Origin of the sequence: Verrucomicrobium sp. BvORR106, assembly GCF_000739655.1 — a bacterium.
In the GTDB taxonomy this organism is placed as follows: Bacteria; Verrucomicrobiota; Verrucomicrobiia; order Verrucomicrobiales; family Verrucomicrobiaceae; genus Verrucomicrobium.
Genome location: NZ_BATR01000135.1, coordinates 1 through 22089 on the forward strand (window position 1 = coordinate 1; position 22089 = coordinate 22089).

General features: G+C 60.6%; 15 protein-coding genes and 2 pseudogenes. 5 read left to right on the plus strand and 12 right to left on the minus strand.

Going from position 1 to position 22089, the window contains the following annotated elements; genetic code table 11:
* The 12 genes and pseudogenes from BV106_RS25360 to BV106_RS25415 all read right to left on the minus strand — a co-directional run.
* Positions 1-432, minus strand: a pseudogene (locus BV106_RS25360) (DUF1460 domain-containing protein); the annotation flags it as partial.
* Positions 433-589: 157 nt separating this feature from the next.
* Complete coding sequence (locus BV106_RS25365) at positions 590-1249, minus strand: site-2 protease family protein (RefSeq protein ID WP_038169374.1); 660 nt, start codon at positions 1247-1249, stop codon at positions 590-592.
* 11 nt (positions 1250-1260) lie between these two features.
* Entirely contained in the window at positions 1261-3861 is a 2601-nt protein-coding gene (locus BV106_RS25370; RefSeq protein WP_081892261.1) for a carbohydrate binding domain-containing protein, read from the minus strand.
* Positions 3862-3899: 38 nt separating this feature from the next.
* Entirely contained in the window at positions 3900-4259 is a 360-nt protein-coding gene (locus BV106_RS25375) for an arsenate reductase family protein (protein ID WP_038169378.1), read from the minus strand.
* Positions 4260-4328: 69 nt separating this feature from the next.
* A complete protein-coding gene (locus tag BV106_RS25380; RefSeq protein ID WP_038169379.1) occupies positions 4329-4820 on the minus strand; it encodes a hypothetical protein in 492 nt (163 codons plus the stop codon).
* 156 nt (positions 4821-4976) lie between these two features.
* On the minus strand, positions 4977-6608 hold the full coding sequence (locus tag BV106_RS25385) for a fucose isomerase (RefSeq protein WP_038169381.1): 1632 nt from the start codon (positions 6606-6608) through the stop codon (positions 4977-4979).
* An 83-nt stretch (positions 6609-6691) separates the two neighbouring features.
* Positions 6692-7642 carry a dihydrodipicolinate synthase family protein gene (locus tag BV106_RS25390; protein ID WP_038169383.1) on the minus strand — a complete coding sequence of 317 codons (951 nt, stop codon included), beginning with the start codon at positions 7640-7642 and terminating at the stop codon, positions 6692-6694.
* 8 nt (positions 7643-7650) lie between these two features.
* The gene (locus BV106_RS25395; RefSeq protein ID WP_051946320.1) at positions 7651-8949 is read right to left on the minus strand and encodes an MFS transporter; all 1299 of its coding nucleotides are present in this window, start codon (positions 8947-8949) and stop codon (positions 7651-7653) included.
* 64 nt (positions 8950-9013) lie between these two features.
* Complete coding sequence (locus BV106_RS25400) at positions 9014-10165, minus strand: sialidase family protein (protein ID WP_051946321.1); 1152 nt, start codon at positions 10163-10165, stop codon at positions 9014-9016.
* An 82-nt stretch (positions 10166-10247) separates the two neighbouring features.
* Positions 10248-10715 carry a nuclear transport factor 2 family protein gene (locus BV106_RS25405; protein ID WP_265596056.1) on the minus strand — a complete coding sequence of 156 codons (468 nt, stop codon included), beginning with the start codon at positions 10713-10715 and terminating at the stop codon, positions 10248-10250.
* 32 nt (positions 10716-10747) lie between these two features.
* Complete coding sequence (locus BV106_RS25410; RefSeq protein WP_038169387.1) at positions 10748-13768, minus strand: exo-alpha-sialidase; 3021 nt, start codon at positions 13766-13768, stop codon at positions 10748-10750.
* A 39-nt stretch (positions 13769-13807) separates the two neighbouring features.
* Positions 13808-14605: a GntR family transcriptional regulator gene (locus BV106_RS25415; protein ID WP_038169389.1), complete on the minus strand. Its 798-nt coding sequence runs from the start codon at positions 14603-14605 to the stop codon at positions 13808-13810.
* Positions 14606-14767: 162 nt separating this feature from the next.
* Here BV106_RS25415 and BV106_RS25420 point away from each other — a divergent pair, with 162 nt between their 5' ends.
* The 5 genes and pseudogenes from BV106_RS25420 to BV106_RS25440 form a co-directional block, all read left to right on the plus strand.
* Positions 14768-15226, plus strand: coding sequence for a type III secretion system chaperone (locus tag BV106_RS25420; RefSeq protein WP_038169391.1), 459 nt, complete (start codon positions 14768-14770; stop codon positions 15224-15226).
* 125 nt (positions 15227-15351) lie between these two features.
* A complete protein-coding gene (locus tag BV106_RS25425; protein ID WP_038169392.1) occupies positions 15352-17025 on the plus strand; it encodes a hypothetical protein in 1674 nt (557 codons plus the stop codon).
* A 109-nt stretch (positions 17026-17134) separates the two neighbouring features.
* Entirely contained in the window at positions 17135-19474 is a 2340-nt protein-coding gene (locus tag BV106_RS25430; RefSeq protein WP_038169394.1) for a hypothetical protein, read from the plus strand.
* A gap of 710 nt (positions 19475-20184) precedes the next feature.
* Positions 20185-21798: a PA14 domain-containing protein gene (locus tag BV106_RS25435; protein WP_038169396.1), complete on the plus strand. Its 1614-nt coding sequence runs from the start codon at positions 20185-20187 to the stop codon at positions 21796-21798.
* Positions 21799-21846: 48 nt separating this feature from the next.
* A pseudogene (locus BV106_RS25440) lies at positions 21847-22089 on the plus strand (hypothetical protein); the annotation flags it as partial.

The following is a 22089-nucleotide window of genomic DNA, read 5'->3' on the forward strand; positions in this document are numbered from 1 at the left end:
CGTGCCGATCATGCGGGCGAACGCCAAGGACACCTCGTAGAAGGTCCAGCAGTCCAGAGCGTAGAGATTCACCGAGGGAGATTCGATACGGTTGTCGATTTCCAGGGTGTAGTTGCCGTATCGGGTGCCCGTGAGCGCCCGACCGACCGTGGCCGTGCGACGCCCCAGCGGCAGCGCGGCCCAGTTTTCCCGCTGGGCCCGGGCCGTGAGCACGTAGAACTTGTCTTCACCTTTGAAGACCGTGTTCCAGGGCAGTCGCCCGTTGTACACCGGGGCCGGCTGAGGCGCGGGAACGCCGCCTGGCGGGACGGACGTCACCGGAACGATCGGCGTCGGAGGCGGTGGCGGCGGAGAGGCGCACTGCGAGAGCAGTAGAGCAGAGAAGTTGACAGCAACAAGGGTGCAGAAATCGCGGCGGTCGAAAGAGGACATCGTGAGAGAGCTTGCGCGGTTGAGAGGTGCCGTAGGAAGCAGCTGGATAGGTTGGGGCTGGGAGGCCTCGGAAAGATGGATGCCAGCCGCAAGAATGCGGCGAATCACTGGTGGACAGACGCGGAGGGCATTTGCTCAATTCGAGGCAAAACCCATCCTATTGGCCCGCTTTCCAAACGTACGCACCCACGGCATAAATCCACATACCCATCATCGCATAGGACGCCAAAGCGCTGACCACTACGTAAGTATTCACCACTCGAGGCAACTGGCGATCTTCTTCAGGCTTGAATGGCTCAAGGAAGATCCCGCCCACCGGGGTAAAGGCGGTGGGAAGCAAGTTCATGGCCAGTGTCTTCGCAACGATCACTCCGACGAACGACTGAACGGACTGGTCAGCAAGGTGGTGCAAGGCCGCGATCAGTGCCTGCGCTCCTGTTTTGGGATGCAACGCTCCCCATGGCAACTGCCAATACCCAGTCAGAACTTGGTGACCCCACGAGTTCCGACCAAGTGTCAGCATGGCGAAAGCACATAGAGCCAACGAACCCGCGAAGGGAAGCGTCACACGCTGCCACAGGGGCCGGGCATTGTACACCGTCCGGTCTTGCACGAGAAAACTCCCAAACGGAATGTAACCTACCGCCAAGGTCAGGTCACCTTTGCTAAAACTGAACAACTCGTTCCCAAAAAAGAGCTGAACCTTCGTGACTGGCACTCCCGCGAGACGAAGTGCCAGCCATTGAGTCCCGGTATAGACCAGGCAGCAGCAAACATAGGCGAGACCTGTACAAACAACGAGTTCCGCAGCGCTCATACGTCTCTCCTCTACTGCCTCGTCAACAACCACCACACCGTCTTCTGATCAGGAGACAGCTTGAAGCTCCCCCCTTCCGTCGGCACCTCCTGCTGCGGATTTCCCTTCGCATCCAGAGCCTGCACCTTCCACTTGCCCCCATCGGGTAAGCTCACCACGGCCTTCACCCCCAGGACTTCCGCAGGCCCTTTGCCCCACTTCGTTCCCACGGTCGTGCGATTGGCATCCCAGCCCATGCCGACGTTTTCTGCCCGGCTCACCACCGCCAGCCAGATGCGCTTGGAGTCAGCCAAAGCATTGTCGTCCAAAGATGCGGCCATCAAGGTCACATTGCTGGCCGGAGAGTCGGTCTCCAGCACCACGGAGATGCCCCCGAGCTCTTGTTTGGCTGATCCCAGGGTGCCGCTAAACACCAACGCCTTACGGTCCACCACGCTCAATGCGGGAGCCTTGCCCTCCGCCACCCAGTTCACCTTCACGGTGTCCCCTCCCTTTCTCAGCACGCCCATAGAGGGAGCCAGTTCCCAGGCGTTGTCTTCGCTCAACTTCAGACCCACCCGCTCGGTCCAGGCGACGGCCCCGGACTTGCCCACTTTATCCCACACGGGACGCCAGCTCCCCCACACATCACCTGCCTTCTCACCGGCGTAGTCGAGGATTGGACCTTTCCCCAGCTTGAGGATCTGCCCGCGGCTGAAAGGAGTGATCAACGCTTTGCGATAGACCAGCGCGGCGATCGGCATCATCGCCTGTTTGGCCGGGTGACCAGGCAGATCGAAGAAGCTCGTGATACGATCGCTATCATAGGGAGTGTTGTGCTTGAAAGCGAAGTGATACACCGCGCTCCAATCCTGCAGGGAGGCCATGGCGGAAAGCAAAGGGAAGGTCTCGGCAGCGTAGTCGTTCGGTGCCGGCACATCGTACTCGCTCAAGCTGTACGGCTTGCCCACAGGACGCTGCATGGCGATCTCGGCCAGGGTGCCCCCGCTCTTCTCCACGACCTGGGACACGTTGTTCACATACCAGTCGTTCATGTCCCAGGATTTGTGTGGGAAAGACGGATGGTGCCAGTAGCCATGCGTGTCCACCAGGTCGCTCACCGCAAACTCACGACGCGCCCCGGCAATGCCGCCGAAGAGCAACTGAGAATGCGTGATCATCTGCTTGGCGCCGATCTCCTCGCGGATGAACTTCTTCATCTCCAGCGCGTGTTCGATTTCCAGATCCGCCAGGAAAGCGATAAAATCCCGGCGCACCGCCACATTGGCACTGCGTTCCGGAATGGGGATGGTGCCCGCCTCCAGTGTCTGATCTGGTTTCAGGAAACCGTTGGGCACCGTGTGCAGGCGGATGTCCTTGAGCTCGACGGTGGTGATCTTGTTGAGCAACCCGAAGCCCACCCGGTTCTTCCCGTCCGGCAGCACAGAGTGCGGGGCGAAATCGAGGTGATACTCCTGCCACTCGGGGGTGAGCGTCACGTTTTCACTGAGCCCAAGCTGGGCCCACGGGGCGGCGGAGTTCATCGCAGTGACGCTGATGGTACTCTTGTCCTCGGACCGCGCCTTGAAGGTGAGTCGATAGCTGGCCTTTTCATCCAGATTCAGCCCGACCTGGTAGAACTGGAGGCTCCACGGCACACTGCCGATCGCAGTACTCGTCCAGCGCACCGCCCCATCACCGATGGCCTTCGCAGTGGCCTGGGCGCCATTGGTAGCTTCCACGAACCACTCCTTGGCACCGTCCGTGAAAGAACCGTTCTTAATCAGGTCCGGCCCCGTGCTGCCGTCGTTCACGCCCCAGACTGCCTGGAGCGCTGCCGTGTCCTTGTACTGTCCCTTCAGGTACTTGAGAAACATCCCTTGTATCTCTCCTTTGAAAGGCTCGGGCAGGCTGGCCGTCCACCAGGGATTGAGCAGGATCGAGTTTTCATTGTTCATCTCAATGATCGCCACGCCCGGTTCGTCCTTGTAGGCCCGGCCGGTGTGCGGATTCACGTGATTGAGCAGCGTCTTGGCGAAGGCCTGAAACTGCGCAATGAACGGCCGGTGGTAGTGGTCCAGCCCCTTGCTGTAGCTGGGTGCTCCCTTCGGCGTGCCGGGATAAGTCCGGCTGACGTGCAGGTTGATGTTGAGGTAAACGCCGTGAGCGATCAACTCCGCCGCCAGCTTGTCCAGGCGAGCAAGGTTCTGCTCGTTCAGCGTGGTCGCTTCATTGTCACCGATAATGGAACTCCCCTTCCCCCAGTCGTTGTCCATGTGGTGGAGCCGCACGACGTTCACACCGTTCTTCGCCAGATGCGCGGCAATCTGAGGAGCCAACTCCTCGGGCGGGAAACACGCGGTACCGCAGAAGTTTGTTCCAAAGAGGCGCACCTTGCGCCCCTTACCGTCGACCAGCCACTCCCCATCCACCTTCAGAATGCCTGAAGCCCCCGCTGGCTTTTCATTCAGGGCAGAGAGATCGATGGGACTGGGTGAAGCATCCTGCGTGCTGATGGTAAACGGAAACCACCCCGGTTGTCCCGGAGCGGTCGCACTCTGGGCGACAGCGATGCCGCCCCCCAGCCCCAGAAGAGCCATACAGCCAAAAGCACGGAATGAGGAAAGATGCATGGCGCATCTTGCTCAAATCCGCCGGGAAACACAAGAGCTCAGGCCAGGGCTTTTGCCCACTCGTCCTCTTTGAATCCCACGAGGGCCACGCCCGCACTCTTGTTCAGGGCGAACGGACGCTTCACCAGGTTCCCGTGACTGGCCAGGAGTTGCAGCGCTTCCTCTTCGCTCAATCCCGGAAGCTTGTCTTTGATCCCCATGGACCGATAGTCCTGGCCAGAAGTGTTGAAGAGCGGCCGAAGATCCCCGCCCTTCGCTTTCAGCACGACCTTCAGTTCCGCCACCGTGGGCGGCGTCTCGCGGATGGGCTTCTCATCGAAAGCGACGTCGTTTTGCTTGAGCCACTTCACCGCGTTTTTGCAGGTGGAGCATCCAGAGTAGGTGTAGATCTTGAGCATGGGGAAGGCACCCACGCTACGCAGCGGAGCAGGTGGCTCAAGGATATTCAGCGAATGGTCCGGGCCGGCTCAAGGCTCACTCAACCAGCTGACAAACTCTGGATGGTTGGGGGCCACTGAATTGAAGAACACGCCCTGGATCTTGCGGAAGAACTGGGCCGAGGCCTTGATGCCATCGGTGGGCTGCCCCTCCGTCAGGGCAGGCCAGTTCCCCACACTGCTCCTCGCCACCTGGAGATCTGCCTGACTGAGGGGCGGGGCTCCCTGGAAGCCCAGCGGGACAATCCCTTCCTGCAACCAGGCAAGTTGCAACGGTCGGGACGGATCCGCTTCTTGAGTCACTGTGGCCCAGGCTTGAGAAACCTCCACGCCATTCGGCGACTGGGGACTGCTCCGATCTGCGTACGCATACCAGACGATGGGTGTGGGCTGGCCGTTCCAGCTCTGCGGGAAAGGCATGCTCACTCGCAAGGACCAGCCCTCATTCCCCTGCGTCTCCGGGAACACCGTAGCCAGATAGTCCGTTACCTGCTTCTTGAGATCGGTGGCGGCATCACTCATACGTTCGCCAAATTGCCCAAAAACTTACGCTTGGCAACGCTCATTTTTATGGACAATACCACCGACCATCAAGAAGGCCGGCCTATGATGCAACGCATCAAGACCGGCGCACGGAACCACTGGCTTGCCGAATTACCGGACTACTGAATCACCGAACTACCATCCTTTCTTCCGGGTCCGCCCGCCACAGACGTTCACCTTCATGCCGAGCTCATTGGCGAACGCGGCCTTGGCCAGCAGGCAGGCGTCGGCTGACTTGGCGTCGTCGGCATAGGCCACCTGAATGTGATTGGCCTGGTGCTTGGCCATCAACTGGTCGCGAGACACGCCATAAGTCACGGCGTGCATGATGGGCCACTGTGGCGTGGTGTTCTGCCAGCGTCGCTCGGTCTCCTCCTTCGGCAATTCCACCACCGCGCCACGACCGATGTCCATGTGCAGGGACTCGTCTTCTACATAGATGCGGGACCAGACGATCTCACCCGGCTTGGAAACACCACGCAGCGTGCTGCCGCCATTCGGGAAATACATCGGCGGCTGGCGGAAGCCCTCGGCCCCCTTCCAACCCTTGATGAAATGCGCCGGCGGCGCGGCTCCGCTGATCAACAGCACCCAGACATAGTCACCGCCAAAGGCCTCACCCCAGCGCACATCATGCAGCGTACTTTCAACCGGCTGGCCCAGGGCCTGATGGACGCGACAGGTCATCAGCGCATCCAGCCCCGCGCATTCGTCCACCTCATTGAAATGCACAAGCGGCTCGCCCTTGTAGAGCACTCGCTTGCCATCGCGCGATTTCACCGGCGGGCGATCGCTGTTGTTCAGGATGCCTTCCACCAGATCACTCGCGGGAAGCAGATCCTTCAAGCCCTGCTGGTACTGGATGCCGATGGTGTCACAGCCGAAGTCATCTGCGAGTCGCACGGCGGCGATGTACATCTGGCACTGCTTCAGCACCTGGGCCTCGGTCAGCTCCGTGGCGTGGTCCTTGCCGAGGTGAAACTTCATCCCCTTTTTCACGAGCCACTGGTACACCTCGCGGGCCTCGGTCTCGGAAGTCTGGGTCGTCTCGTGATAGAGACTGGACTGGCTGAGCCGCTCTTTGAAGACACCACACGCGTGCAGCGCATGATCTGGAATGATGGCATTGAACATGCCCATGCACCCTTCATCGAACACGCCCATGATCGCCTTCTGTAGCCGGAGCTCAGCTGCCAGTTGTCCGCCCAGTTGCGCTGACTTCGGCGGCACGGTCACATCTTCGAGCGGTCGCACGTGAGAGAGATCCTGCTTCACCTTGCCCGTCTTCAGCCATCGACGAAGTTCGGTGCGGAAGAACTCGTCCGTGAAGTCTTCGCTCCACAAGGTGGAGTACTCAACGCCCGCCTTGGTCAGAGAACCGTTGAGGTTCAGCATGCCCACCAGCCCCGGCCACTGACCGGACCAGTTGGCCACCGTGAGAATGGGGCCGCGATGCGTGGTCAGCCCCGCCAGCACATGATGGGAGTACTGCCAGACGGCCTCCGCCACGATGAGCGGTGCATCCGGGTCCACATTGCGGAACACCTCAATCCCCTCCCGTTGTGACGCAATGAACCCATGCCCCTCATCCTCCTTGTAGGGATGCGAGCGCACCAGGTCGTAGCCTTCTGCCGCCACCGCCGCTGCCAGGGCCTTCTCCATCGCATCCTGCGCAGCCCAGCACGTCTGGTTGGCAGAGAGCCGCAGATCCCCGCTGGCCACCAGTTGCACCACCTTCACCTCATCCTTGTTCAACGCCTTCTTCATGATCAAAACAGTCTAGCTTAAGTTCAGGCCCAGTGCCACCCGCAGTGTCCCCTGTGCCTTTGTGGTTAATTCCTCATTCCCTCCTACACTTCCACCGCGGCCGGCCATGCCCGCTCCCGCGTGATCTCGAACTCCTCCAAGTACGCCCCCACCCGCAGGCGCTCTTCGTCCCGGAAACGGTGAAACGGTTCCGCCAGGAAGTCATCACAAACACCCAACACGCTCAGCGCACACTTCACGCTTTTGATGAAGGCTGAGCCGTGGCGGCCCACCTTGTAGATGCTGCTGGAGATCCGCATCACTTGAGCGTGCAGCTCCATCACCCGCGGCACATCCCGCTTCTGCGCCGCCTCATACAGGGCCACGTAGAGCTTCGGGCAAAGATTGGCTCCACCACACACACCACCGTGCCCGCCCAGGAGCACGCTCTCGCCCAGCAACTCCTCCGGTCCCACGAGCAGGCTCCAGTCAGGGCGATGCTCCAGCTCGCGCACGAGTTGGTGGAAATAGACCATGTTGCCCGAGCTGTCCTTCATCCCCACCACCCCGGGCAGGTCCATGGCACGGCGGACTGTGCTCAGCTCAAAGGTCACCTTGGTATGGCTGGGCATGTTGTAGAGGAAGACCGGTAGAGGAAGCTCCGGCACTAGGTCCTCCACGTACTCGGTCAACTCCGGCTGGCCCACAGGAAAGTAATAGGGAGCCGAAAGCACCACCGCAGCAGCCCCCTGCTCAGCCGAGTGCTGAGCTAGGTTCACCGATTCCACAAAGGAGGTGTCCGTGATGCCGACCAACACCGGCACCCGCCCCGCCACCTGTTTGCAGGTGCGCTCCACCATCTCCCGCCGCAGTCGATAACTCAAGCTGGGGGCCTCACCGGTGGTGCCGAGGGCAAAGATACCGTGGACGCCCCCCGCCAATAGGTGCTCGATCAGATTTTCCAGCCCCGCCACATCCAGCGTGTCGCGGTCTTTGAGCGGAGTGATGATGGGAGGAATGATGCCGTGGTAGGCGGGTGCAGATGATGTCTTCATGTCGAGATTCAGAGGGCAGCGCCACCGTCGCGTTCTGTGTCGCGGGGGCGGATCAGCAGCACCAGCACGGTGGAAAGCACGCAGATGCCGGCAAAAGTGGAGAAGATGATGTTGAGGCCCACGCCGCGATCCCGCATGATGCCAAAGATCCAGTCCGCCATGCCGCCTGCGGTCATGCTCACGAAGTTCATGAACCCATAGCCCGTGGCCCGTTGCTGGGGGCCCACGATCTGGGAGAGGATGGGCATGTTGTTGCAGTCAAAGAATCCCCAGCCAATGCCGAAGAGGATCAGACCAAAGATGGCAAGGCCAAACGAGTGTTGCCCTGGGGCGTTGCCAACGCTGAAGAGCGCTGGCACGATGAGCATCATGCCCATGGCGCTCACGTAGATCCGCCCCCGCTGAGTGCGCCGCATGAGCCGGTCTGCGAGCACCCCTGCCCCCACCGCCGCCACCAGCGCCGCAGCCTGCCAGTAGAGTGCGGCGGAGACGCCCGCATGCCCTTGGCTGATGTTAAACTCCTTCTGCAAGATGGCCGGCATCCAGTCCCGCACCACCCAGGCCGCAATGGCGGGCAGGGTGAAATAGAGCACGAGTAGAATGTACGAGCCATTGCTGAACAGGGCACCAAGCGCTTTCCCCAACTTGCCCAGCTCTCCTGAAGAGGTGGCGGGTGCCGGTACAGCAGCCGGTACGGCGGGCTTGTCCTTGAGCAGGATCAAAAGCGGCAAGGCATAGAGCAGGCCGACGATCCCCGTGATATCGAAGGCCAAACGCCAGCCCAAGGTCGGCGAGTCGGCGATGTAGCCAGAAAATCCACCAACGATGACCCCGCAGTAAATGCCCATCTGGTGAATGCTGACCGCCTTCGACCGGGTAAGGGAGCCGTGATAGTCCGCAATGAGTGCCAGCGCCGCAGGGATGTAGAAAGCCTCACTGATGCCCATCAAGGAACGGGCCCAGATCAGCTCCTCGAAGGTCTGGACATGCCCGGTCCACCAAGTGATGGCCGACCAAACAAAGAGGCTCGCGCAGATGGCGTATCGCTTGCTGAAGCGGTCCGCAATGTACCCGCCCACCACGCTGAAGACAGCATACACCCACTTGAACTGCGCCAGCATGTGCCCCCAGTTCGCCTCGGAACCCACACTGGGAATGTCCCGCATGACCGAAACTTTCATGGAGGCGATCATCTGCCGGTCCAGGTAGTTCAACAGGGCCACAGGAAACAACAGAGCCACCACCGTCCAGGCATAGCGACTGGTGGTCATGGCGGTGGAAGGCTTTAGAGTGTCGGGATGGCTCATGGACTCGTTCTAACGGCGGAGGATCTTCCGCCTCTTGCATGTCATAAAATCTGACAAGTTCAGATCAGGGGGCTAGCACCACGATTTCGCCCCGCTCCAGGCGGTCAATTTCATCCAACTGGATGGCGACGACCTCGATGCCCCGCTTGTCCCGGGAGTAGGCGATCAGCAAACTCCCATCGTGCTCGATGACATGGGGGTACTGTAGGGAAGGCACCTCTGCCACCGGCACGGGCAGTCGCCCCATCCGGGTGAAGGTGATGCCGTCTCTGGAAACCGAAAGGCAGAGCGGATAACGCTTGGCCGGATTGGCATTGGAGACCAACACATAGGAGCCCCGCGAGGTGCGCAGGCCAAAAAACTTGGAGGTCGCGTCCGGGAAGTTCGTCAGCTCCGGGGTGCTCCAAGTGCGCCCGTTGTCGCTGGAGAGGGAGCGGAACAGTCGTTTGGACCCGCCATTGTCGCGGATGATGCCCAGCGACCGGCCATCCGGCAGCTGCCACCACTCCGGTTCATCAGGCTTGAAGGCATTGCTCGGGGTACGGTCGAACACCGGACGGGACTCCCACTTCAAGGGAGACTCCACCCCGCCAATGAGCATGGAGACATTGTTCAGATGATCCCGCCGCATCATGGCCCACTCGCCAGTGGCCAACTTCTGCGGAGGGAAGTTGTTGATGGCGTCGTCAAACACCACGCCAAGAGGCCGCCACGTACCGGAATCAGGCAGCCATTCGAAGGCGAGAAGCTGCAAGCTTTTGCCAAAGAAGTGCACCTTTCCCTTCTCGTTGTAAGCCTCATCATGACTGGCCAGCGCGAGCAGTTTGCCATCACGCACCCAGAATCCGCGCGCGATGTAACGAAAACCCTCTTTTGACGAGGAGGGCATGATTTCCTGGGGCTCACTCCACTTCACGCCATCCGTGCTGGTGGCATAACGCACGTGCTGGGTGGGATGATCTTCAATGCGGGGGCCGTGGCTCCACATGCACCAATACTTGCCGTCAAAAAAGGCCAGGTAGTTGTGCAGGCGGAACTGCCACGTGGCATCCCCTTGAGTCACCAGAGTACAAGTGCCGGAAAGCTCCGGCAGAAGGGTGTAGTCGATCTTGGCGGGATCGGTGCCAGTCCCCGCCAGATCAAGCATGGGCGGCAGGCCCGAGGGACCGGGCTCTGCCATTGCGGCACCGGCCATCACCCATGGCAGCAATGCCATGCCCAACCTTCGAGGAAGGACAGGGAGACGCATAATGTCTTGGATGAAGGCCAGATGCATGGACGTCTGTCGATGCTGACGATTACTTCGCCGGAGCTTCCGCTGGAGGCAGCTTGCAGGACTGCCAGGCGAGGAACTTCCACTGCCCCTTTTCCTCTTTCCAAACGGCGAGGTAGCTCATGGCGAGGTCTGAAACTTCAGACCCTTTGCCCACCTTCAGATTCACGCGACCATGCATAAGGGCGATGCCCGGAGCCGGGAACGAGAAGTTCTGGCTCTCATACGAGAAGCCGAGGTACTTCGTCTTGCCGCTGAGCACCAGGTCAATGAGGGAGGCCTTGGTATCCACCACCCCGCTGGAGTGGGCATAGTTCAGGTCATCAGACAGCACAGCTTCCAGCGCCTCCTTGGTGGGGGCTTGCATGGCTTTCACGCGGGCGGCGTCAGCTGCCTTGACCGCCGCGAGTGCGGCGTCATCAGCAGCGGACAGGGATCCGGTGAGCAAGGCACCGAGGCAGACAACAGCGGCAAAGAAGGAGGATCGGGGCATGGTAGTAGGTAATTTCACAGCGCCCAGTCTGCTCATTGAGGCCAGTTGCCGTCAACCAAGTCTTTTGGCTCAAGCTTTGCCGGATCAATCACGGCGTGTTTTACCTTCTCGCGCTTCCAGGTGTAGGTGACATGCACCTTGCCATCGGGCGTCTGGATGATGGCCGGGTAGGAATACTCGCCCTTCTCACTCTCCAGCACCAGGGCGGCCTGCCAGGTCACCCCGTCCTTGGAGATCGCCAGATTCAGCGGCGAGCGCCCCTTGGGCGTGTGGTTGTAGATCAGCAGATGCCGGCCGTCCTTGAGCGTCACCGCATCGGTGCCGGAGTTGGGGTTGGGCAGCGAGCCGAGGCGGATGGTGCCCCAGGTTTTTCCTAGATCGTTGGATTCGATTACAAAGATCTTCCCCTGGGTAGAGCGCCCCAGCGCGATGAGCTTGTCACCCCCAGCAAGAAGGACGCTGGGCTGAATGGCGCGAATGGCCACCCCGTCGTGAAGGGCCGGTGTCGCGGTCCAGGTCTTGCCCATGTCAGTGGTCCGCTCAAAGTGGACGGCCCATTTGCTGGGCTTGGTGGGAGATTCCGTGCTGGTCGGGCAGAGGATGTCCCCGTTGGCCAGTTGCACCGGCTTGTTCTTGATCGGTCCCAGGATGCCGTCTGGGAGACGCACGGCATCCCCCCAGGTCTTGCCGCCGTCCGTGCTGGTGCGGAGCATGCCCCACCAGGTCTGCGGAGAAGGTCCCACCTTGTAGAAGAGCCAGAGCGGGCCTTCCTTGGGCTGGAAGAGCACGGGGTTCCAGCAGGGATGACGCAGACCATCTGCCTGCACACCATTGGCCACTTCCACCGGCTCGCTCCACTTGCCACCGACCTGACGGGACACCCAGATCCCCACATCAGCCTTGCCTTCAGCGGTGCCGCCGAACCAGGAAGTCAGAAGCGTGCCATCCGCCGCCTGGGCGATGGTGGAGGCGTGACAGGACGGGAACGGCGCCGTCTCATAGATGAACTCACTCGATGTCAGTCCGGCCTGGGGAACAAGAGCCTTCTGAGCCGAGACTGTCGGGCCAGGATTCTTCAGGTAGTAGAAATAACCATCCTCGGCTCCGCCCAGGAAGTCTGGTACGCCGTCGCCGTTGAAGTCCACCACCGCAGGGCTCACATCGTGACCCTCGATGTTCATGGGCGAAATCAGGCCGCGATCTTTGAAGTGCCACTTGCCATCTGACGCTGAGGTCTGCTGCACGAAGCTGGCATTGGCCGCATTCACCAGCAGGTCCAGCTTGCCATCGCCATCCCAGTCCGTGGCGCAGAGTTTGCGACGGCCACTGCCACCGGCGATCTTCTTGTTCATCCACAGCGGTTCGCCTGCCGAGGCCTGGAAGAACTTTGGCCCCTCTTCGCCTGCATTGAGCTGGTCAGCCAGCAGGACGCGCTGGGGAGCCAGGAGCTTGAGTTCGCCATTCACCTTGGCCCGCTGGAAGAAGGCCAGGTAGCCTTCCTGATCCAGCATCACCAGATCCGGCAGACCGTCCTTGTTCCAGTCCACCCCCACCGGGGTGGTACGCCACTGGGTGAGGAGAGCCTTGCCCTGCGGGCGCAGCCAGCCGTAGGCCAGTTCAGGTTGTTTCCCCTTCCACTCCACGGCCACGGGCTTGGCCGCAGCGAGCTTGGGGGCAGTGCGGGTGCCGGTGTTCTTGTAGAAGAGCACCTTGCCCCAGATGGAGTTCACCAGCAGGTCCGGCAGGCCGTCCAGATCCCAGTCCACCACGGTCTGGGTGGTATAGCCCCACTTGGCCTCACAGGGGCCTTGAATGCTGCCATTCGGCCCGGCCATGATGCGGAGCACCTTGCCACCAGCCTTGAGGAGCTGCGGCTTGTTCCACTTGGGCTTTTCCACACCCTTGCCGCTGAGGTTCTCGATGAAAGCGATGTTCCCCGCCGTGTTGCCGCTGATGATGTCCGTATCGCCGTCCCCATCCCAGTCAAAGCCGACCGGCGTGGCCAGGGAGCCGAACTTCACATCATCCGCCTCCTGCTGGAAGTAACGCGGGGCCAGGAAAAGCGGTGTCTTGTCCTTTTCATCGAACTTGCCGGTGTTCTCAACGAAGGCCACGCGACCGTCCTCATCTCCCACAATCAGATCCAGGTCTCCGTCCTTGTCCCAGTCGATCGCCGTAGGGGTGATCATCTCCAGATCCATTTTGAGGTACTTGCCCTCCGCCGTTTTCACCTTCTTCCCATAGGCGTACTTGGGCTTGTCCCGGGTGCCGGTGTTCTGGAAATAGGTAAAACCATCCAGAAACTCGCCGCAAAGCAGATCCAGATCGCCGTCCCCGTCAAAGTCCGCGAAGTTGGGTGAGGGCCAGCCAAAAGTTTCCACCGGGCGGTCAAGGGCCATCACCTTCACCGGCTTGGCGTATTTGGGCTGGTCATTCGTGCCCTCATTGCGGGCCACATAAACAAAGCCCTTCAGAGGCCCATTGCACCAGCGGCCGTTTTCATCGTAGGCGTTGTCCCAGCCATACTCGGTCCAGTCATCGGCACCGACCACGATGTCCTGCAGGCCATCGCCATCATAGTCCACCGAGCGCCACATATTTCCGCGTACCTTGTTGGGGTGCACGTTGGCAGGCAGGTCAATCTTAACTCCCTGGTCAATGCCGGTCTTGAGGAAGTCGGGATACACCAGCCCCGGGCTCATCACCACCGGCTTGCCATCCACGTAGGAGACCTGGACGTTCTGTATGCCCTTGCTGATGCGCCGCCCCGGCTTGAACACTGGCAGCTTGTTCTTGGCCGTGTCCCCTGTCGCGTTCTCAAAGAAGTACGTACCATTGTAGGGCTTGTCCGGGCAGTTCACCACCAGGTCGAGGTCACCATCGCCGTCGAAGTCCATCGGCAGCGGCCAGGCCCACAGGCCGACACCCAGGTCCACCTTGAGACCCGGGTTGTTGTACTTGATGCGCTCCAGGCCGGAAGCGGCCCCGGCACAGAGCAAGGAAAGCCCGGCCGCGAGCACGGGAAGACGTGAGGATACGTGTCTCAGGTTCATGGATTGGTTTTAGGAAACTTGAAAAATGAAAATGGGGCATCAGGCGGAGCGGCTCCGGCGACGAGTCGCACCGGGCTTGGCCTGCTTTTCGATGCGGTGAAACTCGGTGAGCAATTCATCCGGCAAACCCAGCGACATATCCTGGGTGCCGATCGCAGCGTTCCGGGTGTCATAGTGCTCCAGCGCCTCCACCATGCTGGCGCGGATATGCTCGCTCATCAGCCGGCGAGCCTCCTCGCCCTTGCCAGTCTCCACCGCCTGGAGAATCTCCACGTGGTAGCGGTAGGTCTGCTCGATGACCTTGAGGTCGTGCTCCTGGCGGGAGGTGGTAAAAATGCGCGCCAGCACCCGGCTGTCCGCCACGATCTTCATCATGCGCCGGTTGCCTGCTGCGCGGATGAGGAGCTGATGGTACGCCATGTCCGCAGACATGAGCCGCTTCATCATAGCCGCGTCCGGCTGGGTCTTGCCTTTTTGGCGAAGCTCCCCGGCAATGGTCTTGAACTCAGCGCACAGGGCGCGAAGCCGGTCGCGGTCCTCCGGCAACAGTTTCCCGGCGGCCTGAGCGACAGCATAGGGCTCCAGCGCTTCACGGAGTTCATAGAGCTCCACCAAGTCCCGTCGGTCCAGCGCTTTCACCCGGGTGCCAAAGCGGGGCACCTGCTCCAGCACCCCCTCCTGCTCGAGGTTCCGGAAAGCTTCACGCACCGGCGTGCGGCTAATGCCCATCTCCTGCGCCACGCTGAGCTCGGAGAGCACATCCCCAGCGGCCCACTCCCCGGAGAGGAGTTTGCGCTGGATGTGGTGATAGGCCTTTTCGCTGAGGGAATCCGTCATGGTGCACTACTGGTATACCAGAGATATACCAACAGTACTTCAGCAGGCCAAGCACTCTTTCACGCTTTTCATTTTTCTTCCCGACGGGATCCGTCCGCGTGACACCTTTGGCGAAATCCATCAATCCAGTTGCCATCACAGAACATCCGGGGAGGTTGCGACATGGAGTTCCAATTGCTGTTAGACTACCTGGGGAAGCAACTCGGCCTCGACACCCTGTCGCTCAACGAGAACGGCGTGGTCAGCCTCAAGTTCGGCGATGACATCACGGTGCATCTGGAACCGGACCCCAAAGCCCCGACGGCCCATCTCTACTCACCCCTCTGCAAGCTGAACGCTGCCACCCGCAGCGCGTTGCTCGAGCCACTCCTCATTGCCAATGCCTTCGGCCGGGGCACGGCGGGAGCCTTCTTTTCCATCGATGAGCCCCAGCAGGAAGTACTGCTCGGGAGAATCATCGACCTCAATCAGGCTGAACCGCAGGCTCTCTACCAGCACCTCAAGGATCTGGTGAGCGTGCTCGTCATCTGGCGTCGCCGTCTCCCAGAGCTCCTCGCCCGGCAGGATGTGCCCGCAGAAATTTCGCTGAGCGAGCCGCCATCAGGCTTCATCCGCGCCTAGCGTGGCCACGTCACCGGCCGGACCGGAACTTCCTTGGGATTCTGAGACCTCATCAGTAACTGCACGGGTGGCGGCAGGAAGAGACTTCATTGTCACGCTGCCATCTTCGTTTCCTGCATACCCTCATGAAAGTTGCCGAAGCCACCTTTGCCTTTGAAGCCATGCCCACCCTCAAGGTGGATGGCGAGGTTCGCACGTTTGCCGACATCCAGGTCAATGGTGAGACCTTCAAAGGTGTTGACCTGGGCAACGGCACCTATGCCCGTCTGTCGGATCGCACCCAGGGACGCTTCGACGTCACGCTCTTTCACGAATCATCGGATCACGACCTCTCCAACATGCAGGTCTCCATCACAGGCGGCGGGGTGAGCCGACTGCAGGATACGGAGGGCCACGCGCATGGGACGGATGACGTGCGCCAGATGGACCATGAAGCGATCACCCTGACCGAAGCCTTCTTCGACCAGTTTCTCGGCCAGCGTGGAGTGCACGAGCTGCCTGACGTCCAGGGTTCGACCTCACCCCTCTCCCCAGGACCTCCGCCTCAACTGCTCCCGCCTTTAACATCAAGCATCCCCTCCTCCCTACCGCCCACGGACCTGGTTCAAGATGATCCGGACATCAGCATCGTGATTGAAAGCGGTCCGCGGGACCGGACACCTCCTTCCGTGGAGGAATTGGGCAGGTCCACTGGCTTGTTTCTAAACGCCCTGTCGATCTCGCCGACGGACGATTCCGCTCAGGCGCTCAAACTCCAAAACTTCGCCACTCATCTGGCGAAGGTCAAACAAGACGGAGGCCCCTCTGGCGTGCCAGGAGGGGTCACTGAGAAAGCGGTGTATCAACCCTTCACCGACCAGATCAAAACGCTCACCACCAAGGAACTCACCGCCCTCTCAGCAGCCTTCACCAGCGCCGTGGGTAACGATTCCAACGCAGCAGCACTGGCGGAGTTGTCCGACATCGTGAAAACCGAGATCACGGCCCGTCAGGACAAACTGGATACCGAGGTCCACCTCTGGACCGACTCCCTTAACAAGGCGCTGGCGGTGCACGAGGGCGAACTCACCGGCTCATTCACCGATCACCAGGGCAACACCCACCAGGTCACGGAAGATCGGGCAACAGCATCCAAGGCCTTCGCGAAACTCGTGGAAAGTTTCAACACGGCCATGATGAATTTGACCGACACCGATTACTCCAGCGCCCTGGCAACCCGGGTAGTGGGCGGCCTCGGGAGCGATGGCAGAAAGGTCTTTCTCCAAGCTCTGGCGGAGCACACTCCCAAGGGACAAGACCTCCCCTTCATGAAGATGGCGCTGCGAGACGAGCCTCCCGCAACCATCCTCGACCACGACGGAAGCATCACCAAGGCTCAGGAACAACTGCAGTCCACCGGGAAGGCGCACGTTGGCGAGATCTACTCACAACTGACCAGCCTGGAAGCCGAGCTGTACTCTAACTTCGCTGACCACGAGCACAGGGATCACCCGGCCAAGCACCCCAGCCACAACGCGCTGGAGTTCTTCTCGTTCATCGTGCGATTCCATGCCCTGGCAGCGGAATACGAACGGGCGACCAGTGAGTTTGGCATCCCGCCAACGGGCGACTTTGCAGGGCGCAAAGCCACCGTGCGAGATCGCCTGGCGGAGCTGACTCAAGATCTGGACAATCTCCTCGCACCGATCGCGGATGTGCCCACAGGCCAGATCCCTCTTCTTCAAGAGGCGCTTGCTTATCTGCAGATCCCGCAGCTGGACGGGGTCATTGCCCAGGAGCTTTTGAATCGAGCCGTGTAGCCTCATCCTGACCATTCTGGCGACCTCGTCACCAAGTTTCAGGTAACTGGGAACAGGGGTGCGGCTAGAAGTTCACTACAACGACTCGTCACGCCGCCGCCCCCGTCACATGAAAGTTGCTGAAGCCACCCTCTCCTTCCAGGCCATGCCCACCCTCAAGGTGGATGGCGAAGTCCGCACCTTCGCCGAGCTCGAGGTCAATGGGGAAAGGTTCCAAGGCGTGGATCTGGGAAATGGCACCTATGCGCGCCTCGGAGATCGCACGGACGGACCGTACGATGTCACCCTGTTTCATGGCGAGAGCGACCACGACATCTCCAATCTCAAGGTCTCTGTGACCGGGGGCGGAGTGAGCCGCCTCAAGGATACCGAGGGCACCGAGCACCGGCAAGACACCGTTCAGAACCTGGATCACGAGTCCATCACCTTTGGCGACGAGTTCCTCGCCAGGTTCCAGCATGACATCGGTCACGTCGACGAGATCGAAACTCACGACGCCCCCGAAGTCGTACCTCCACAAGTTCACGACTCTGCCCCAGAAGCCCCCAGGGATCTGCCTCCTCCCCCCGTCATCGTGCCCCCGCCCACCTGGCAGCCCCCGGCAGGCAAGACTGGCATGTCGAAAATGTTCTCCGACCTGACCACACCGAAGGAGACACGCACCAAGGAGAAAACCGAAGCCGCCCTTCAAGAGGTGGACAAGACGACTAAGGAACTGGTGAAAATGCTCACGACCCTGCCCAAGGGTTCCGTGGTCACTGCCACCAAACATCCCGCGTTCAGCGCATACATGAGCAACATCGCCCAGGCCGCCGCACCAGCAGTGAAGCGCGGCATGGATCTGAACCAGATCACGCAGGACGCCTTTACCAAGCAGGTCAAATCACTCAACTCCAGGGAACTGGCGAGCCTGGCCGAGGCTTTCTCCGACGGAGTGGAAGGCAGTCCTCATGCTGAATCCATGAAGGAACTGGCCGGCATCATTCACAAGGAGATCAAGTCCCGCCAGGTTGACTTTGAAAAAGAGGTGCGAGCTTGGACGGACACGCTGCATCAGGCACTCGCCGTGCATGAAGGACGGAGCGACAGCGTGGTGAAAGACCGCGATCAACGGAGCTATACGATCACGGACAGCCGAGACTCTGTGTCTGGCGCGTTCCGTGGCCTCGTCCAGTGCTTCAATCGCGCCATGATGAGCGATCCTGATCCCGACAAAGCCCGGGCCATGATCGCCCGCGTCGTAGGCGGACTAGGAACGGACGGACGGAAAATCCTGCTGGAAGGGCTCATGGAGCACACTCCGAAAGGCTCCCCGCTCCCACTGATGAAGATGGCGCTGGATGCGAGAGCGTATCCAACCGTGCTGGACCCTGAGGGCACCGCCGTCAAGGCACAGGCACGGTTCAGCGAGTCAACCACGAGCTACGCCACCAAGCTCCACACGCAACTGACTGAGCTGCGCACCAGTCTGATGACAGATTTTGGTGAAGATGACTTCGTGGATGACGCCCCCAAGAAGCCTGCCACACACAAGCTGGAAGTTCTCTCCCACCTCGTCCGATATCAGGCCATGGTGGACGAATACGAGCGGGCAACCAACCAGTTTGGCACCGCCATCCCTGAAGGTTTCGCCCAACTCAAGGAGGCCGTCCGCGACCGTCTGGTGGAACTGGCCATTGATCTGGCGAAAGTGGACAGTCCGCTAGAAGGCTTCCCCTCCGAGCAGATTCCCCACCTGGAAAAGGCGCTGAAGGAACTCGGCATCACCGTGCTAGACAATGCCATCACCGGCACCCAGACGGGGCGCAGGAAAGAACTGGAAGACAGCTTCCAGAAAAAGCTCTCCCCCGGCATCCGTGCAGGAATCTCCGGCGACTTCGGTGGCTTGATGAAAGGCATTCTCGGCCTCACCGATCTGCGCAACAGCAGCGTGGAGACGGCTATGGGGCTCTCCAGCAATGAGAAGTTCGGTCACTACTATCACAAAGGATCCCGGGTGGATCTGCTGGGCAGCTTTGCGGATCCGGATCTTAACGTGGCTGTCCGCCGACACTACCTCGCCGAGGCCATCAAGTCGGGCAATCTCTCCAAGGATGACATGCTGAAACTTCAGCGTGAGATACAGTCCAACGCTCAACTGGTAGCTCTCCTGATCGTCGGGACCAAGGGTCCCATTGACGACGATGCCCGCTGGGGCCGTGTCACGGCTGAATGGCTGGTAACTCTGGATGAACTCCTGGCCGAAGAAACCGGCGTACCCGCCATGAATGTGGATGCCCTTAAGGACAAGCTGAGGAAAAACCCCACCGGGTACATGCGAGAGATGACGCCAGCCATGAAGGCGCTCTATGAGGACAATCTCGGCTACCGTCTCGGTACCGATGGCACCGCCAAGCCGCGCACCGACATCACCTTCGCGCAGATCATGAAAGGAATTCGGGAAGAGTAGGTGAAAGTGAAACCAAAGGAAAGGTTAGAGGTGAATTGATCAAGGAAACTACCTTTCTGGCACCACTTTCAGGGTGCAATTCTGCTTCATCAATCCAGGGATAGGGCTCGTAGAACTCGCCCTATCCCTGGCTACCGTCTGGAATGCCTTCGGCATGGGGGGAAGGGGTTTGGAGCTGTGTTCGTGAAAACGCGGTTCAGGAATTCACAGCATGGCACAGAAAGACAAGTGCTTCACAGTCCGGCCGCACCTCAGCATCATCACAAATGCCGCTACACCTGCCCCCATGCCGAAGGCATCCCAGACGGTAGCCAGGGGCCAGACGAGCTTGGCGAGTCTTGCCCCTGGAAAGTGCAAGACAGCAAGGCGGCAAGAATGAGCAGTTCGCGCGCAAACAAAGGACGCGACGAGTGGACAAAGCACGTCACCCGGCCATATGCCGCCCCCTTCCGCATTCTAGCGAATGCAGCCACGACTGCCCTCTGCGCTCCCGCCTCGGCTACCGCGGTCACCTCACCCCTGCCCCCCCGCACAAGACCCGTCTGTAGATTTCGGCCGGATCCACCCTCCAACCGATACTTTCATGTCTTAAAACCAACAAATTATGTCAGTCCAACCGTTAAGACACCAGCCTGCACGTGCGTTTTAATCCACCGCTTTTTCTCCGCACAAGCAGAAATAGCATCATCTCGACACGTTTCACAGCACCCATGCATTTCCGCCCACCTGTACTCACCCTGCTGACGGCCTGCGCCGTGGCTCTTCCGCTTTCGGCCGCTGCGCCCAAGGACGTCAACGTCACCATCAAGACTCTGCCGGCCCAGATGCGGTATGACACGGAGGCGATCATTGCCGAACCCGGTGCCAAGGTGACCATCACCCTGGACAACCTGGACGACCTCCCGCACAACGTCGTGGTCTGCCTGCCGAAGGACGGCGGCGGCAACGACAAAGGCATGGAAGTGGCGCAGGTGGCCTGGAACCTGGGCGAAGCCGGGATGGTGAAGCAGTGGATCCCGGAGCACAAGCGCATCATCGCCCACACCAAAATGGTGGATCCGCACCAGAAGGGCAGCATCAGCTTCACGGCACCGGAGAAAGAGGGCGAGTACCCCTACGTCTGCACCTTCCCCGGTCACGCCATGGTCATGAACGGCCTACTCACCGTGGCTAAGGCCGTGCCGCCGATCCGGAATCTCCACTTCCGCTACTACACGGGCAGCTTCAACAAGCTGCCGGATTTCAGCACCCTCACCCCTCTGGCAGGCGGTCCCCTGCCCGCCGGGAAGTGCGACATCAGCATCAACAAGGAGAAGAACAAGTTCGCCTACGAATTCGAGGGCATGATCGACTGCCCCAAGGACGGGGAGTACAAGTTCGTCTCCGGTGGGGATGACGGCATCCGCATTTATATCGACGACAAAGAAGTGATCGAGGCGGACGGTATCCACCCCTTCGGCATCAAGGAGAAGAAAATCAAACTCACCAAAGGCGAGCACAAGATCCTGGCCCACTACTTCCAAGGCGGAGGCGAGGCGGAGTTCTACCTCGGTTGGTCCGGCCCGGGCTTCAAGGAGGCTGCTCTCTCCGAGTGGGTGCCCAACACGGATCGTCGCGAAACCGACGAGCAGAAGTACCAGGGCCTCCCTCTCGTGGTGAAGGATGAAGCCCTCATCTACCGCAACTTCATCAAGGGCTCCGGCCCGCGTGGCATTGCCGTGGGCTACCCGGGCGGGGTCAACCTCTGCTGGGATGCCGATCAGATGAACCTGGCCCTGGTGTGGCAGGGTGCCTTTATGGACGCCAAGCGCCACTGGACGGGCCGCGGTGCCGGCGACCAGCCGCCGCTGGGCTACGATGTGGCCAGCCTGGGCCAGCAGCGCGCTCTGGGCACCCTTGATTCAGGCTCCGCCCCTTGGGTAGCAGCCTACAAAAAAGAGGAGTTCCGCAATGCCGACTACCGGTTCCACGGGTATGAGCTGGACGCCAAGCGCCAGCCCACCTTCAAGTGGGAATATCAAGGGGTGCAGGTGGAGGAGTCCTACACGCCCTCCGGCAGCTCCAAGGAGAGCAGCGCCCTGCTCAAGCGCACGGTGAAACTGAGCAACCCCGGCGGCAAGAACGGCCTTTATTTCCTCGCCCTCTCCGGCAATGTGGAAGCCAAGGGCCCGGACTTCCTGGTGGACAAGGTGGTGAAGGTCAGCGTGGCCGGCGGGGAGCCGCTGGTGCGCAAGGACGGCGGGCGCACGGAAGTGCTGCTGCCCGTGGAGTTCAAGGACGGCCGAGCCGAGTTCACCCTGACCTACGCCTGGGGCGGGAAGTAACCCCTGCGCCGCCATCCGTTTCTTCATCGAACCCTTTTCGAGTCCTTCATGAAATCCTTTGCCTTTGCCCTCGCAGCCCTGCTGCCCCTCGTGCCCGGCGCCCTCCGCGCCCAGTCCCCTGCCCCACAGGAGTCTGATTTCTACAAGATCGAGCCCTTCTCCTTCCCCACGGACATCGTGGCGGAGGTGGGCGCGATCGAGCTGCTCCCCGAGCACAAGCTCGCCGTCGGCACCCGCCGTGGCGACGTGTACATCGTGGACAACGCCTTCACCACCGATCCTGCCAATGCC